We start from the raw sequence: 16,454 nt of genomic DNA, 5'->3' as shown, positions 1-16,454 counted from the left end.
TTTCCTGCCATACAGGTGTGCCTTCTTCGACAATATCTCTAACTATCTCGTCTGCATCAATGAGATGGGCACCAAGTGATTTAAAGACCGAACCTACAGTGCTTTTCCCGCTCGCAATCCCACCTGTAAGACCAAGTATTTTCATTGATATATCTCAGATTAGAATGACCTCAATAATGTCTTGTTGATTTCTTTATCCATCTCTTTTTCAATAGCGATAATCTTTGCCTTTTTCTTTGGAGCCCAGCCATGTTTATGCGGCTTACATAATGCACAGCCCTTTGATTTTTTATCTTTATAAACTTTTCCCATCTTTTATCGTTTATCAGAATGGATTGGTGTCTACCTATCGTTCCTATCGTTGAGAAACAATTTCTCGAATGCTTAATACCTCAAAGAGTAATTCCATGTTTTTCGAGATAAGATTTCATTGCATTGAGAAAAACCACCGCATCCTCTACCCGTTGCTGAACTCGTTCTCTTTCAGGTGAAAAGATCACATCATAGTCAGCCAGATAGCGGTCATCTTGTTCTTCTGCTAAGATCCTTGAATATTTTGCATCTATTCTGCCTGTCTGGATGAGGTGTTGTCCCAAAAGTCTTTTTACTGCCCTGTGTGACTCTACATTGATATTCTCAACCAATAGGACTGCCTTTGCAGCATGGAGAATGGCGTAATAAGCACGGGATATGGCATCCTCCAGAAGGTCATCTTTCAATAGAATCTGTGCAGCCCTCAACGCTTTTTCAGCGCGCTCAAATTCTTTTCTGACCTCTACTTTACTAAAGTTTGTTCTCATAGAGCAACCCCTTCTCTTTCGATATTTCTTATAAACTGCGAACGGATATTCTTTAAATGCGCTATATGTTTTTGACTAACTACTTGAATAGAGAGAATTAGATCGTGTTTCAATTCAAGTTCGTATCCAATATCACGGATATTGTCCCCCGTTCGCCAGTTATCTGACTTGATTACTACCAGAATATCAATATCCGATTCTTCAGAGGCATCACCCCTCGCCTTTGAACCAAAAACTATAACATTGATAATCTCCCCAGGGTATTGCTTCATAGCCTTATTTTTAAACTCTTTTATGATATCTCTCTCTTTTTGACTCAGATTCATAATAGCTCCTTAATACCTCCTTAATACCGTTTATTGTTAAATCGGCACTCTTTATGATTGCTATGTCAAGCCTATCTTCATCCTCGATATGGAAAAGTGTTTCTTTCAATAAGCAATTATAGGGATAATAAATAGAGGTTGTCAAAGGATTTTCATGGTTTGATGAAAGGTCATGCCTTGCTTTTCCATAGATTCCGCTCAAGCCAAGCAATTTATTTCCGTTTTTGTATAAAAATGGAAGTTTTTAACCATAGTCGAAAAGCCTTATTTTATGTGGATGGATTTTATGAATTTAGATTATTCTGGACAGAAGTGAGTTAGCTTATATTCAAAAAATCACTCACTATAAAATTCTTCCATTATATCTAATTCTATATTTTGAAGATTATCTATGGAGTTCAATACTGCTTCATGATATGACGCAATTAACTTCATCTCCTTTATAAGTGTATGCAAACTATTGATTACCTTCACATGGTCGAAAAAATATCCTGCTCTTTTGGGCAACCCTGTTATTGGTAACAATTGTGACTCGTCATGCCTCCAACTTAATTCCTGTAATTGATCTGCTTTTTCAACCTTAAGGCTCGGATATCTGAAACGAAAGCTCGTTTTGTCAGTCTCATCTATTTCCTTTAGAATTTTTTTTCCTTCTGTACTCAATAACATTTTATCAACTTCAGGGGCATCCGATAGCTTCTCTGAATTCCATCTTCCAATAAGATTTTTGAATTCGTTTTCATAATCCATGTATAACTCATATATATTGTGAGGATTATTAATTTTGCTTCTTAAATTATCAACTTGTCTTTTACGACCTGAAGATAGGTGATTATTTTGCAGTTCTTCAAACCAAAAAGCATACAGCAGAAAACCTTTCAAATATAGCTCAATTGAATGACGGGCATTGAATAACCATGGCTCTACATAACCTACGCCATCTTCCCAAAAGCCTCTGGTTGTACCTACAAAGTATATACATAATGATGCACGCCAGAAACGGTCTGCAAGCTCAAAGTATCCAAAATCAGGGCTAGGATTAATACCAGAGGAAACCTTAAGTCTATCAAAACCCCATTTTTCGACTAAAGTAACAAATCTCTCTACCAGAGGGCTTTCATCCCGTTCTGAGTCATCTACAGAAATTTCCCCATCTTTTTTTATTTTAATGAAATCCAAAAAGAACTCCTTTTTATATTTTGGTAAGAGAGTTATAGCAAAACCATTATATCACATTGCCATATTCTCAGCCAGAATATTCAAAAGGGAGAAACAAATATTTTGACTTTACAAAGATATAGCAAAATGAGTTCATAAGCCTCAGATAAGAAATCAAAAATTTTGTTAAATCAAAAGGGAACAGAATTAATGGAATAAAGATCTTTTACCAAAATATTTGACATGCTTAGACGAATGAACTGTTTCAGGCATATCAACCCTTATAAATCTAATTTTTTCTCCTTTGTCTTCTATCTCAATAATAATAGTATCACCGTCAATTATACGAGTGCAAAGGTAGAAATCCTGAGCATAAGTAAGATTACTTGGACTTAGAAGCCACAGGAGGCTTACAAACCTTACAAGGAATATAGCCAGATTTAATCGCATCTTCAGGAGATTTAAAAACTATAAGGTTCTTAGGATTTATTTTCTGTGCCCATTTACAAGTAGGATAATGATATTTATTAGACTTAGATGATGCCCAGAATTCGGCTGCATAAACATTCAGGCTAAAGAACAAGACAAAAATTAATAATAAAATCTTTTTCATTTCCTCTCAATCAGTAATTAGAATTCTATAAAACCTCTTTCTCGGATTTTCAACAATCTTCTGTGCTATATGACTTTTGCTAATCCTTTAAATCAAGCGATTAAGTCTTTAGCTAAAATCCATGATAAGAATAAAGCTCTTATGCAATTTTTATAGTTTCTTTAAACATTTCTTTGGCTTCTTCTGTGTTTATTGTTTCATGTCTATGACAGTTAATATCGGTGTATAAAAAAATTCTACGTAGTCTTTTTGCCCGTGATATACTAAGGAAGAGTAATCTTCTCATTTTACCTTCCGAATAATCTAACCACCTCTGTATCCATTGATAACACCAGATAGCCAATTTGTTCAGCCTTCGCTGGAGATATAATTAATTCAATCTTATTCCAAGACGCAGGTTTCAACTCCTCAGTAAAAGGCACCTCCTTCTCTTGCAATGATTTCCACCATTTAGCATACAATAAATCAGGCCTTAGCTCAGGATATAACGCTTTTTGCTCCTTCCCTATCTTCTCATACTCTTCCCATAGTTTCTTAGCAGATGACATCCTTTTCTTTTGCAACTCATCCATATATTTATTAAACACTTCATCCCGTCTGTTCGTCAATTCCTTATCCTTAGCCAGCAATTCCTTCCATTTAAGATACTCCCCGCTATCATAGTATCGTTTACCCCATTTCACCCTCAAAGTAAACCCAGCATATGTAGCCGAAGAAGGATTCCCAATACTGAGAATTAGCTTATATCCATCCAAATAAGGCGTTACATCTTCCAAGGAGATCAAGAAAAAACCAGAAGATGTATCAATCCTTTCATAATGTTTTAGAGAAGACGGATCAAGGACAACGCTCTTGCGTATTAGCATTTCAATCTTAAATTTGAGGTCTGACATTTCCAGATTAATTTTATAAATTTTTAGTTCAAGATCACTAATTCTTTGTTCTATGCTACTGCTCCTCTTTTCTGAGCATTCTGAGTATCCTGAAAAAAGAAGTATTCCAATTATAGTAATTGGAACAACAAACTTGAAACGGATCATTAGTTTACCCTCCTTTCGTATATAACTTAAAATAATTGAACATGGTTCGTTTATTCACTGCTATAGATTATCTGCTATAATCAACCCCATTATATCACATTACCATCTTTTGTGAAGATAAATCTTGGAGAAATGATTCCTTAGAATTTCGAAGGCTTTTCCTTAAGACCGGCTATTATCTTAGGATTCCTATCTGCAGGAGTAACAAAGAAGGAGTCGGCCAAAACCACACAACAGCACACCATTGTGTGGAAGACTTACTTCGCTACTCTATGTGCTTGCCTAAATGCCTTTTTTCGTGTATAGTTTTATTTAACAAGAAGCATTGTGTTGAAAGAAGAAAGATAATGAAAAAGACAAGACTATATATAGATACCTCAGTCTTTGGTGGATACTTTGATATAGAAGACCCAGAAAGAGTAAATACAGCAGAGAATCTCATCAAATTAATCAAAGACGGGCTTTATGAGGGATTTATTTCCTTTCTAACCTTAGAAGAGATTCTAAAGGCCCCTTACGAAATACAGGGAAATTTAAAGAACACAATTGCTGAGACTGGATTAAAAATACTTGAGGAGACTGAGGAATGTATTGAGTTATCAGATGCCTATATAAACGATGGAATTATTCCAGTAAAGTATCGCAATGATGCCAGACATATTGCAATTGGTGTATATCACGAAGTAGATTTTATTGTTTCGTGGAATTATAGACATATGGTGAACATAACTGTGCGAAGATTAATTAACAGTACAAATTTAAAGATGGGTTATAGTCCTATCGAGATCATATCACCAGAGGAGGTAGTAGGATATGGAGAAGTGGAGATATAAATCACTTGAATGGATTCATAAGATTAGAGAAGAGGACTACAACGAAACCAAAAATCTTTCTCCGAAAGAGCTTATCGAAAAAACCCGTAGGGCTACCGAGGACATCGTTAAGTCTCTGGGGTTAAAGATTGTCCAGTCAAAAGACCATATCAAGCGTTAAAAACAAAGAATTGCTATTATTTAACTTATGAAAATGCACAGCGAGCGTTAGCGAGCGAATATGAAACAAAACAATTCCTTACATTTCGAAGCGAGGAGCTTCAATATCAATAAAATACTCGAAAAAATAAGCCAGACAGAATCCCCCAAAATTCCCTAATGCCTTGCCCCAAAACTGTTTGGAGGATCATGACCTTCAGGGTAAGCAGAGAACATTTTGAAAGGCTTGTTGAAAAGGCACTGAAAACATTGCCTGAAGAATACAGAAGATTTTTTGCAAATATTACAATCATCATAGAAGATTATCCAGGCAGTGAAGATGCAAAACGATTAAACTCAAAAAAAGAACTCTTGCTCGGGCTTTTTAGCGGAGTTCCCTATCCTAAGAAAGGAGGTTTCTTTGATATCCCCTACCCCCTGCCCGATAAGATAATCCTCTTTCAGAAAAACATCGAAAATATATGTTCTACGGAAAAGGAGCTTATTGAACAGATTCAGAAGACCCTCATCCATGAAGTCGGCCATTATTTTGGACTTTCAGAGAGAGATTTGAGGAAATATGAGTGATCGTTCCAGTGTTTTGTTATCACAGCGTGCGTAAAATCTACTTTACTTCTAATAATTCTACCTTCACATCATATCCGAGTTTATGAAGGTAGTCATAACAATCATCCCATGTAAGACCAAATTCACGGACGTCTGCAAGTCCTATACGAGCAAGAACCCCCCTTATAAGTTCAAAACTCCTGTTCTCAAAATCAGCTTCTTTTATCATATCCTCTGCCCAGTCAACAAGGCTTGATAAGTCTATCTCCCTGTTTATATATTTAATAAGCATATCTGCAAGTGCTTTTCTTGTTAAAATCATTGTTATCCCTCCTTTAACTTCCTATGGCTTTTATTCACAGGAAATTTTTCATGTATTTCTATTAAATCACCCTTGCCATCATAGACTTCCTGATAAAATTTAACCGTTTCTTCCATAGAGTTCACTTCTTTAACATATCTTGCCTTCCAGCCATGTCTCCCTTCCACCTCAAGCCAATATCTTCTGCCTCCATCAGGTAAATTCTCCCAGTTAGAAAATTTCTTCTCATTTAATTGCCTCTTGCCTTCAATATTCATATATAAAAAGTATAGCATAAGTTCAATCTCACATCATCTAATATTTTTTATTGCTGTTTACAAGAAGATGCTTAATAATCGGCAACTCCTGCCTCAGGATCTACCCAGGCACGAACATGGTGTATTGCCATACGCCTTAAGAAACTGGTATATTAAAACACATAAGTGATTATGAAAATGTCATTGCGAGGTGAAACCGAAGCAATCTCAAACCTCTGGGCAGTCTCCGCAATTTCAAGAGATGAGATTCCTCGTGGAGTTTATCTTGAGCATAAAGCATGTCCTGAGCGTAAGCGAAGGAATGACAGGAAGTGAAGGGCTCGGAATGACAAGTGGAGAATCAAGTGAAATATGCTGTTGTTGCAGTAGGGATTGATGTAGATAAGGTATTCCATTATGCGATACCTGAATCGCTGAGTGGCAAGGTCGATACCGGTTTCCGTGTGTTAGTTCCTTTCAGAAACAGGAAGGTAATAGGTTTTGTCGTCTCTATTGTTGATGAGACCCCTATTAAGGATGTAAAGGAGATAGCATCTGTACTCGATAGCGACCCGATTCTAAACGATGACCTTCTCAGGCTTACAAAATGGGTATCTGATTATTATCTTTCTGGATGGGGAATTGTCATAAAGACTGCTATCCCACCCATTGTGAAGCCAAAGATGCAAATGGTTCTCTGCCTCGCTAAGGGCATAGATTATAAAACAATCGAGAACCTTACAGATATGCCTCCGAAACAGGCTGAGGCACTGAAAGTAATACTTAGAGAAGGTGAGATACCGCTTAATAAGGCATCACCACTGGGACTTTCAGCATCAGCGATAAGAAAACTTATAGATAAGGATATTCTTTACTCTTCTACAAAAAGGGTCTACAGAAGCCCCTATTCTGTTGAAACATCCAGAGAAGACATTCAGCACAAACTTAATCCCGAGCAGAAAAAGGCTCTGAGGTCGATATCTGAAGCGATAGATGGAGGTGTATTCGAGACTTTTCTCCTCCACGGAGTTACAGGAAGTGGAAAGACAGAGGTCTATATGCATGCAGTAGAGCATACAATCACTGCCAGGAAGGGGGCACTCATACTTGTCCCTGAGATAGCCTTGACTGCCCAGATTACAGAGAGATTCATGTTGCGGTTCGGGCAGAGAATAGCTGTGCTACATAGTGGACTTTCAGAGGGAGAAAGGTCAGATGCATGGATGAGAGTAAAACAGGGAGATGCGGATATAGTAATCGGAGCACGCTCTGCTGTGTTTGCTTCTGTGAATAATCTCGGTTTGATAGTTGTGGATGAGGAACAGGACACATCCTACAAACAAGAGGAGGGCATAAGATACAATGCAAGGGATGTAGCAATAATGAGAGGTAAGATCTCAAACGCAGTCGTTGTGCTCGGGACAGCCACCCCATCAATAGAGTCATATTTCAATGCAATCAGAAAGAAATATATATACCTAAGGCTTCCAAAAAGGATAGATGAAAAACCCCTTCCAGATATAAACATCATTGATATTACCCGAGAGCCGATGGTCTCAGAGTTCTTCTCAGAGATGCTGATAAGTGAACTCAAAGATAAGATTGAGAAGAATGAGCAGGCATTGCTTCTTCTTAACCGAAGAGGATATTCACCTTTTATCATCTGCAGGGACTGTGGTTTTACAGTGAAATGCAGAAACTGCAGTATAACCCTGACCTATCATAAGAAGAGGGCTATGGCTTTGTGCCACTATTGTGGCTTTACATCAAAGGTAGATCTCGTATGTCCAAATTGCAGAGGGATAAGGATCAGTTACATAGGAATCGGAACAGAAAAGGTAGTGGATGAACTCAACAGGTTACTGTCAAATGCAAGGGTTTCACGGATGGACAGGGATACAACTTACAGGAAGATGTCTCATCATAAGATTATAAGAGGCGTTGAGAGAGGCGATGTAGATATACTGGTAGGAACCCAGATGGTCGCAAAAGGACACGACCTACCTAATATTACATTAGCAGGAGTCATTTTAGGGGATACAGGACTAAATCTGCCCGACTTCCGTGCTGCTGAGAGGACATTTCAGCTTCTCACTCAGTTAGCAGGTCGTGCTGGAAGAGGGATTACCCCAGGAAAGGTGGTAATTCAAACCCTTATGCCTTCAGAGCCTGTAATGCAGTTTGTGAAGAGTCATGACTACACAGGCTTTTATCAAGACGAAGAAAAGAAAAGAAGACAGCTCGGTTATCCTCCTTTCAAGAGGTTTGTGCGATTATTGTTACATGGTGCAAAAAAGGATAAAGTAGAAAATGCCGCATACAGGCTCAGAGAGATTTCTGAGGTATTGCTTAAGGAGATAACTGGTTGTGACATCCTTGGACCCGCACCCGCACCTATAGAGAGGCTCAAAAGTAGATACAGATGGCACATTTTGCTGAGGGGAGACAATGCAAAAAACCTGCATAAACTTATACGGAATCTTATAAATAATGCCTCCGAACTAAAGGGCTGTAAGATAGAGATTGATGTGGATCCTGTTTCAATGATGTAAGCCCCGTTAGAAAGCTCGGATAGGGCTTTAAACCCCACCTGAGCTATATATTTCTTCACCCTGACTAAAAAGCGGGGCTTTCTTTCTAACGGGGTAAACGAGTTTTTTAATCTTCATTTTTCCTTCGGATAATGGTAAAATTTTAATATGATACTGGAGATTAAAAAATACCCCGATCCTGTGCTTAGGAAAAAGGCATCGCCTGTGGAAAACATAGATGCAGAGATTCAGATGTTCATAGACGACATGTTTGAGACGCTGTATTCTGCCCCTGGCATCGGTCTTGCAGCCACACAGGTTGGTGAATTAAAGAGGATTATAGTTATAGATATCGGTATAAAAGAAGGGGGTATCCCACCAATTGCACTTATAAATCCTGAGATAATTGCAGAGGAAGGTAATGTGATGGCGGAAGAAGGTTGTCTCAGTGTGCCTGAGTATACGAGTGAGGTAAAAAGGGCGGAAAAGATTAGTGTAAGAGGTATCGGAAGAGACGGGCTCAAGAAAGAGTTTGATGCTATCGGTCTTCTTGCCCGTGCAATCCAGCACGAGATAGACCATCTAAACGGTATCCTTTTCATAGACAGGATTAGTCCATTAAAGAGACAGATTTTTAAAAAACGCTACCGAAAAAAAGTAACAATCAGAGGGTAACAGGGGTGAAGATAATTTTCTTTGGAACCCCAGAATTCTCTATTCCCTCGCTAATTTCTCTATCGAAGTCCGAAGAGGTTATCGAGGTTATCACACAGCCCGACAGACCTAAAGGAAGGAAGAGAGAATTAAGTCCACCTCCTGTAAAGATTGTGGTAGAGAGGCTCGGTATTCCTCTCCTGCAACCTGAAAGAATAAAGAATGCTGAATTTATTAAGTCCATAAATAAGTTGTCTCCTGATGTGATAGTTGTGGTAGCATACGGGAAGATACTTCCTTCTGAGATATTGACAATACCTCGATTAGGATGTGTAAACCTCCATGCCTCTCTTCTTCCAAGATACAGAGGTGCTGCTCCGATAAACTGGGCAATTATAAATGGGGAGAGATTAACAGGGGTTACAACCATGAGGATGGATGAAGGGATGGATACAGGGGATATACTGTTACAGAAAGAGATGGAGATAGAGAATAAAGATACTGCAGAAACACTCTCAATAAAACTCGCAAACACCGGCGCAAACCTCCTTGTTGAGACATTAAAAGGGATTGAATCTGGTTCAATAATCCCACGAAAACAGGACGAATCAAAGGCGACTTTTGCACCCATGCTGAAGAAAGATGATGGCAGGATTGACTGGAGGAAATCGGCACTTGAGATTCATAACCAGATAAGGGGCATGAATCCATGGCCAGGTGCATTCTCTTACATAGATGGAAAGAGATTGAATATCTGGAAAGCATCTGTCAACTCTCAACTCTCAACTCTCAACTCTCAACTCTCTTCGGATGCCGGTCTGATACAGGTCATAGACAGAGAGGGTATTCATGTGATAACGGGTAATGGTATAATAGTGTTGAAAGAACTTCAACCTGAAAGCAGGGCAAGGATGTCTGCTGAGGCATTTGCAAATGGTTACAGGATAAAAGAAGGCATGAGGTTTATATGAAGGGTAGAGGATTATTTATTGCCCTTTCGTTCGTGACACTATTATTTATATCGCTGTTCGTTGCAGCGATATGGCTCACTTTATCACCATGGATGGAAAGGATATATCCATCTCTTCCAAAGATTCTTGGTGTGATATTTCTACTTGCTATTGTGACGGTTGGCGCTACCCTTCTTTTCATAGGTATTGGTATCTTCAAGGGCTCCAGGCACCTTGAGTTGTTTAGAGGGATTTATCTCAAATTATTCTATCCTGTAATGACTTTACTCGGGAAATTCATCGGTATACAAAGAGATAAACTCCACAGGATATTAATTGATACTAATAATCTTATTGTTCGCTCCATTCCGAGAACCGTGAAGCCTGAAAGATTGCTTGTCCTTCTTCCACACTGCCTCCAGTTTAATGAATGCAAGATAAGGATTACAGGCAATGTCTATAACTGTGCAGGTTGTGGTAAATGCAAGGTCAAGGACCTTACAGAACTGGCAAAGGAAGAAGATCTCCATATCTTTGTTGCTACTGGTGGTTCACTCGCAAGAAGAATAGTGGAGAAAGAAAGACCACAGGGGATTGTTGCAGTAGCCTGTGAGAGAGAACTCTGGACAGGATTACCTGATGTATATCCGCTACCTGTTCTGGCGATTATTAATGATAGACCATACGGTCCCTGCTTTAATACCTCTGTGGACATAGATACTGTAAAGGATGCCCTGAAGTTTTTCATCGGGAAATAACCCCACCCATCCTCCCCTTAAATAAGGGGAGGAGTGAGGAGGGGTTATTTCCTATCTGGGGAGAGGGAGAGGGTGAGGGGAAAAGGAGGATTAGAAATGATGGAATTTAAGGCTGTAAAAATCGATGTCCCGGAAGGCTGTAATGTGATTCTCGGACAGACACATTTTATAAAATCCGTTGAAGACCTTTATGAAATAATCATCACCTCTGTGTCACAGGCAAGGTTTGGCATCGCTTTTTCAGAGGCATCTGGTTCGTGCCTTGTCAGGACAGAAGGGAACGATCCATCACTTATAGATACCGCAGCAAGGAATGTCCTCGATGTCGCCTCAGGGCATTTCTTCTGTATTATCCTCAAAGACGCATATCCGATAAACATACTCAATGCTATCAAGATGTGCCAGGAGGTCTGCTCCATATATTGTGCCACTGCAAACCCTGTCGAAGTCGCCGTCATAGAAACCGAACAGGGGAGAGGTGTGATTGGTGTTGTTGATGGGTTTAAGCCAAAAGGAATCGAAGGTGAAGAAGATAAAAAACACAGAAAGGAATTCTTGAGGAAGATAGGGTATAAAAGATGAGTTGAGAGTTCGGAGTTGGGAGTTGGGAGTTAGGAGTTGGGGGAGAAATGAATATAATAGAACAACTCAAATACGATGAAAGGGGATTAATCCCTGCCATAATTCAGGATTACGAAAACAATGAGGTACTCATGATGGCATATATGAACAGAGAGGCTATTGAAAAAACCTTGGAGACAGGTCTCTGCCACTACTGGAGTAGGTCGAGACAGAAACTCTGGATGAAAGGTGAGACCTCAGGGAATGTTCAGAAGTTAAAAGAGATATTCTACGACTGCGATGAGGACACCCTCCTTATAAAAGTCGAACAGGTTGGCTCTGGCGCCTGCCACACAGGCGAGAGGACATGCTTCTATAGGAGGATTTTAAAAACCTGAGTTTAGAGGGTTTTTGTGTTAAAATAAAAAAACCTTAATTCTTTAAGTATGCCAAAAGACATCTACCAGAATTATCTCAATAAGTTATGCAATATTTACCACGATAAAGAATCTACAGAATCAAGCTATTATCCTATACTCAAGGGCTTTATTGAAGATTACATCTCAACAAAGAAGGGTTTTGTCAATATTATAGTCCAGCCCAAGAAGACCGAGGCCGGGATTCCTGACTTTATATTGAAGAGCGAAGAAGGTAAAATTATCGGTTATGTCGAAGCAAAAGAACCTGATAAGAATCTTTACAATCTCGATAAAAATGATACAGAGCAGATCGAAAGATATAAAGATGTCCTGCCGAATTTAATACTCACAAATTTTGTCGATTTTATTCTATTCCGAAATGGAGAGAAGATTTCAGAGGTCAGAATTGCCCAGCCTGTAAGCATAAGGCTGAATAAACCTGTTTTACAGAAGACCGAAGAATTTAAAGGGCTACTTGATACCTTCTTTTCCTTTTCTATCCCGAAGACCACTACTGCAGAGGCTTTAGCGGAGGAGCTTGCAAAGAGGACAAAGCTCCTTCGTCATTTTGTTTTTGAGGAATTAAAAGACAACCCATCAAGCAGTGTTCACCAGTTCTATACTGCCTTTAAAGAAGAACTAATAACATCCTTAACCATTGATAATTTCTCTGATATGTATTCTCAGACTATATCTTATGGTCTCTTTTCAGCACGCATAAGAGCAAGAGAAAATGGCTTTTTAAGGACAACAGCATATCAATATATTCCTTCAACAATCCCTTTGCTCAGAAGCCTTTTCCATTATATTACAGGGCCTGACCTTCCTGAATCCCTTGAATGGATCATTGATGATATTACTGATGTCCTAAATAGCACAGATATTAAATCCATCCTCAAAGATTTTCACACAACTAAATGGACAGACGACCCTGTTATACACTTCTATGAGACCTTTTTAAATGTTTATAACCCTGAAGAGAGGAAAAGGAGAGGTGTTTACTATACCCCTGCCCCTGTGGTCTCATTTATCGTGTATTCTATCCATGAGTTGTTAAAAAAAGAATTCAATAAAACTGATGGGCTTGCAGATAGAACAGTAACACTTCTCGATCCTGCCTCTGGTACACTTACATTCCCTGCAACTGCGATAAGACTGGCAAAAACAGAATTAGAAAATAAGAACAAAGGAGGTATATTCCCACAGCTCGTTAAGGAACATATACTCAGAAACTTCTATGCCTTTGATCTTATGGTTGCACCATATGCTATAGGACATCTAAAGATTGCTATTGTCCTTGATGACCTCGGCTACAATCTCGGAAAAGATGAAAGATTTAACCTATACCTCACAAATACACTTGAGTTAAAAGATATTAAACAGATTGACCTCCCTCTTGTCTCTGATCTGGCAAAAGAAGGCATTGCTGCTAAGAAAGTGAAGGATAAGATTCCTATTTTAGTAATCCTTGGCAACCCACCATATTCTGTAAGTTCAGAAAATAAGTCTGAGTTTATAGAAGACCTGATGAAGGACTGGAAAGATGCTGTTAAAGGAGAGCGAAATATCCAGCCCCTGAGCGATGATTACATAAAGTTTCTGAGATTTGCCCAGTGGAAGATAGAGCAAGGAAGAGTTGGAATTATTGGGATGATAACGAATAATTCCTATCTTTCAGGTCTGATTCATAGGGGAATGAGAAAAAGCCTTCTCAATAGCTTTGATGAGATTTATATCCTTGACCTCCATGGTAGTAGTCGAATAAAGGAGAGGTGCCCTGATGGCTCGAAGGATGAGAATGTCTTCGATATCCAGCAGGGAGTAGCGATAATACTTGCTATTAAAAAGCATAGAAGGGTTAATAAAAAACCTTCTATTTATCACTATGATCTTCTCGGTACAAGAGATACCAAATATAAATATCTTGAAGGAAATAATGTTACACGCACAAGATGGACAGAACTTAAACCAGTCGAACCATATTATTTCTTTGTGCCCAAGAAGCTCAGGGGCATTAAGAAATATGAAAATTTCTGGCCGATCAAAGAGATATTCGAAGAATTTAGCAGCGGAGTAAAAACCCATAGAGACCATTTTCTGGTTGGATTTAGTAAGGAAGAAGTGGAGAATCGAATAAGAACCTTTATCGGAGGCCTCCCTGATGAGATAGTAATGGAGGGTTTAAAACTTACAGAATCAGAAGATTTTAAGATTTCACTTGCAAGAGAAAATGTTAGGAAAGAGGACTTGAAAACAAACTTTTACCGCTATGCCTATCACCCTTTTGATTTGCGATACATATATTTCAGTCCTTTTGTGGTGACGAGGCCGAGGTTACCCTTTATGAAAAATCTCTTAAAGGAAAATATTGCTCTGAGTCTAATGCGTAAACCTATTCCATCTGCTCCTTTAACACAGATTTTTGTTGTAAATACAATAGGGGATATAAATTTTTATGGCTATCAATCCTACTTCTTTCCTCTCTATCTTTATAAAGAAAAGAACCCTCAAGGGAATCCTTCGGTTAATTCTAAATCTATTAAAACGAAAGATTATCAACGTTTAAGCACTACTATGCTTCTTTTTGAACCGCAAGTTGAATATTCGTTGAAGAAACCAAATCTCTCAGAAAGATTTATAAACGCCCTGAAGTCTGCCTTTAAGAAGGACTTTATACCTCAGGGAAAAGGTGATGGGAGAAAGACCTTCGGACCTGAGGATGTCTTCTATTATATATATGCTATCCTTTATTCTGATAGTTATCGAAATAGATACGAGGAATTTCTAAAGATAGATTTCCCGAGAGTTCCATTTACAGAAGATTTTGGACTATTCAGAAAAATAAGTAAACTTGGAGAAAGGCATATATCACTTCATCTTCTTAAGGCATCTGAATTAGAGACGCATAAGACAAAATATCCGAAACAGGGCACAGATAAAATTGAGAAAGTTGAATATGACAGAGCCAAAAAGAAGGTCTATATTAATAAAGACCAGTACTTCGAAGGAATTTCTGAGGAGATATGGGAATACCATATCGGTAGCTATCAGGTTCTTCCAAAATGGCTAAAGGAGAGAAAGGAAAGGAAACTTACAATCAATGATATCGAACATTTTTTGAAAATTGTGGAGGCTATAAGGCATACTTTAAAGATCCAAGAAGAAATTGACAAAGTTTATCTATTGATTGAGAAAAGCTTGATTGAAAAATAGTAACTTAATTTTTACATCAAGCAGGATGTAAGTTTATGGGACGTGCAGAAGATATTTTTAAGAAAATCATTAATGATGGTGAAACAGGGATTAATGAATTTATTTTAACTCGAAAATCTGAGGAATTATTTTTGGATTTCAAGCGTTCTACTGACAATGGCTCTGGACGACTATTACATCAAAATGATAGAGAAAATTTAGCCAGAGCCATATCAGGTTTTGGAAATTCTGAGGGAGGTATCATAATTTGGGGTGTAGACTGTTCAAAAGATAAAGATCATGCCGATGTAGCACATACTAAATTCCCTATCCAAGATGTAAAGAGATTTGTAAGTTGGTTAGAAGGTGCAGTATCTGGTTGTACTGTTCCACCCCATACAGGAGTGCAACACTATTATATCATTACAAATAATGAAGATGGCAGTGGGTTTGTTATTACCTATATTCCCAAAAGTAATCATGCTCCACATCAAGTTGTTATAACTGGAAAAGGTCAATATCATTATTATATAAGAGCAGGATCAAATTTCGTTCTCACTCCACATGCAGTTTTAGCAGGAATGTTTGGACGTAGACCACAACCTCACGTCTTCCATATGTTTGCAGTAACGTCTGCAGAACTAATTATGGAACAATTTAAAAAAAAGATAAAAATAACGGTAGGTTTTATGATTGGAAGTCAAGGGCCTGGAATCGCGAGTGATTTGTTTATGAATGCAATGGCAATTTCAACCCCCGGCGATAATTGTGATTTATGGTTTGAGGTACCCAACCCAGATGATTGGACGGGACGATTTTCATTTGGGAGACAAATAAGTCTAATTAGTAAACCAGATATTCGATTACCTCCAGAATCTCAAATTCAACCTTTTATTATGTTTTTACAGCTTGCTCCTCCATTTTCAAGAGATCTTATAATTGATGGGATTTGTGGTTGTGGTCAATCACCTCCCTATAAATTTAGAATCGAAAAGGACAATATAACGATTGAAAAACTATACAATAATTTCATGGAGAAAAACAAGGAAGGTCTCTTAATCGAAGAGGAGAAAATTAATTTCGTGAAAGACTTATTGAATATAAAAAAAGAAAAATTACCTGAATGATGATGAATGACCCTAGGGTAAAACCGCAGGGTATCTAAACAAGTTAATCCCATTTGTTGTCATTCCTGCGAAAGCAGGAATCCAGAGAAAAAAGACTGGATTCCGCATCAAGTGCGGAATGACAGAAATAAGGTAACCCTGGGGCAAGACCACAGGGAATTCTCAGTTAAAACAATTTGATAATTAGCTAAATTTAAAAATGTAGTGTTTGATCAAGCTTCTAAGTTTT

Annotated in this window: 21 protein-coding genes; 11 read left to right on the top strand and 10 right to left on the bottom strand. The window is 38.3% G+C overall.

The genetic code is table 11. From position 1 onward, the window contains the following. The 8 genes from AB1488_00865 to AB1488_00830 form a co-directional block, all read right to left on the bottom strand. On the bottom strand, positions 1-145 hold a 145-nt coding region (locus AB1488_00865), incomplete at its 3' end, for a dephospho-CoA kinase (GenBank protein ID MEW6408651.1). Positions 146-159: 14 nt separating this feature from the next. Then, complete coding sequence (locus AB1488_00860; protein ID MEW6408650.1) at positions 160-312, bottom strand: hypothetical protein; 153 nt, start codon at positions 310-312, stop codon at positions 160-162. 80 nt (positions 313-392) lie between these two features. Continuing rightward, the gene (locus AB1488_00855; GenBank protein ID MEW6408649.1) at positions 393-800 is read right to left on the bottom strand and encodes a HEPN domain-containing protein; all 408 of its coding nucleotides are present in this window, start codon (positions 798-800) and stop codon (positions 393-395) included. Further along, a complete protein-coding gene (locus tag AB1488_00850) occupies positions 797-1,126 on the bottom strand; it encodes a nucleotidyltransferase domain-containing protein (GenBank protein ID MEW6408648.1) in 330 nt (109 codons plus the stop codon). The genes AB1488_00855 and AB1488_00850 overlap by 4 nt, the downstream gene beginning before the upstream one ends. Continuing rightward, positions 1,083-1,235, bottom strand: coding sequence for a hypothetical protein (locus tag AB1488_00845; GenBank protein MEW6408647.1), 153 nt, complete (start codon positions 1,233-1,235; stop codon positions 1,083-1,085). The genes AB1488_00850 and AB1488_00845 overlap by 44 nt, the downstream gene beginning before the upstream one ends. 227 nt (positions 1,236-1,462) lie before the next feature. Beyond that, positions 1,463-2,305, bottom strand: coding sequence for a hypothetical protein (locus AB1488_00840; protein ID MEW6408646.1), 843 nt, complete (start codon positions 2,303-2,305; stop codon positions 1,463-1,465). A gap of 361 nt (positions 2,306-2,666) precedes the next feature. Next, on the bottom strand, positions 2,667-2,897 hold the full coding sequence (locus tag AB1488_00835) for an Ada metal-binding domain-containing protein (GenBank protein MEW6408645.1): 231 nt from the start codon (positions 2,895-2,897) through the stop codon (positions 2,667-2,669). 287 nt (positions 2,898-3,184) lie between these two features. Continuing rightward, a complete protein-coding gene (locus tag AB1488_00830) occupies positions 3,185-3,937 on the bottom strand; it encodes a hypothetical protein (protein MEW6408644.1) in 753 nt (250 codons plus the stop codon). Between the two features lie 347 nt (positions 3,938-4,284). Here AB1488_00830 and AB1488_00825 point away from each other — a divergent pair, with 347 nt between their 5' ends. From AB1488_00825 to AB1488_00815, 3 genes are all read left to right on the top strand, one after another. Beyond that, complete coding sequence (locus AB1488_00825; GenBank protein ID MEW6408643.1) at positions 4,285-4,770, top strand: PIN domain-containing protein; 486 nt, start codon at positions 4,285-4,287, stop codon at positions 4,768-4,770. After that, complete coding sequence (locus AB1488_00820) at positions 4,751-4,930, top strand: hypothetical protein (GenBank protein ID MEW6408642.1); 180 nt, start codon at positions 4,751-4,753, stop codon at positions 4,928-4,930. The genes AB1488_00825 and AB1488_00820 overlap by 20 nt, the downstream gene beginning before the upstream one ends. Positions 4,931-5,118: 188 nt before the next feature. Further along, positions 5,119-5,496: a metallopeptidase family protein gene (locus AB1488_00815; protein MEW6408641.1), complete on the top strand. Its 378-nt coding sequence runs from the start codon at positions 5,119-5,121 to the stop codon at positions 5,494-5,496. 37 nt (positions 5,497-5,533) lie between these two features. Here the strand turns inward: AB1488_00815 and AB1488_00810 are convergent, their stop codons facing one another. Continuing rightward, positions 5,534-5,797 carry a hypothetical protein gene (locus tag AB1488_00810; protein ID MEW6408640.1) on the bottom strand — a complete coding sequence of 88 codons (264 nt, stop codon included), beginning with the start codon at positions 5,795-5,797 and terminating at the stop codon, positions 5,534-5,536. Between the two features lie 2 nt (positions 5,798-5,799). Beyond that, positions 5,800-6,072, bottom strand: coding sequence for a hypothetical protein (locus tag AB1488_00805; GenBank protein MEW6408639.1), 273 nt, complete (start codon positions 6,070-6,072; stop codon positions 5,800-5,802). A gap of 314 nt (positions 6,073-6,386) precedes the next feature. Here AB1488_00805 and priA point away from each other — a divergent pair, with 314 nt between their 5' ends. The 8 genes from priA (at position 6,387) to AB1488_00765 (ending at position 16,225) form a co-directional block, all read left to right on the top strand. Continuing rightward, complete coding sequence (gene priA / locus AB1488_00800; protein MEW6408638.1) at positions 6,387-8,585, top strand: primosomal protein N'; 2,199 nt, start codon at positions 6,387-6,389, stop codon at positions 8,583-8,585. Positions 8,586-8,732: 147 nt separating this feature from the next. After that, on the top strand, positions 8,733-9,239 hold the full coding sequence (gene def / locus AB1488_00795; GenBank protein MEW6408637.1) for a peptide deformylase: 507 nt from the start codon (positions 8,733-8,735) through the stop codon (positions 9,237-9,239). Between the two features lie 5 nt (positions 9,240-9,244). Beyond that, complete coding sequence (gene fmt / locus AB1488_00790) at positions 9,245-10,189, top strand: methionyl-tRNA formyltransferase (protein ID MEW6408636.1); 945 nt, start codon at positions 9,245-9,247, stop codon at positions 10,187-10,189. After that, positions 10,186-10,926 carry a DUF116 domain-containing protein gene (locus AB1488_00785; GenBank protein MEW6408635.1) on the top strand — a complete coding sequence of 247 codons (741 nt, stop codon included), beginning with the start codon at positions 10,186-10,188 and terminating at the stop codon, positions 10,924-10,926. The genes fmt and AB1488_00785 overlap by 4 nt, the downstream gene beginning before the upstream one ends. A 99-nt stretch (positions 10,927-11,025) precedes the next feature. Continuing rightward, complete coding sequence (locus AB1488_00780) at positions 11,026-11,508, top strand: adenosine-specific kinase (GenBank protein ID MEW6408634.1); 483 nt, start codon at positions 11,026-11,028, stop codon at positions 11,506-11,508. Between the two features lie 47 nt (positions 11,509-11,555). Continuing rightward, positions 11,556-11,885 (top strand): phosphoribosyl-AMP cyclohydrolase, encoded by a 330-nt coding sequence (gene hisI, locus AB1488_00775; GenBank protein ID MEW6408633.1) that lies wholly within the window; start codon positions 11,556-11,558, stop codon positions 11,883-11,885. Between the two features lie 48 nt (positions 11,886-11,933). Further along, positions 11,934-15,119 (top strand): type ISP restriction/modification enzyme, encoded by a 3,186-nt coding sequence (locus AB1488_00770; protein MEW6408632.1) that lies wholly within the window; start codon positions 11,934-11,936, stop codon positions 15,117-15,119. A 35-nt stretch (positions 15,120-15,154) separates the two neighbouring features. Beyond that, complete coding sequence (locus AB1488_00765; protein ID MEW6408631.1) at positions 15,155-16,225, top strand: ATP-binding protein; 1,071 nt, start codon at positions 15,155-15,157, stop codon at positions 16,223-16,225. Positions 16,226-16,454: the final 229 nt, after the last annotated feature.

It is taken from the genome of Nitrospirota bacterium (assembly GCA_040756155.1).
Lineage (GTDB): Bacteria > Nitrospirota > Thermodesulfovibrionia > JACRGW01 > JBFLZU01 > JBFLZU01.
The sequence above is the reverse complement of the archived record's forward strand: the minus strand, read 5'-3'. Positions and strand labels throughout refer to the sequence as shown.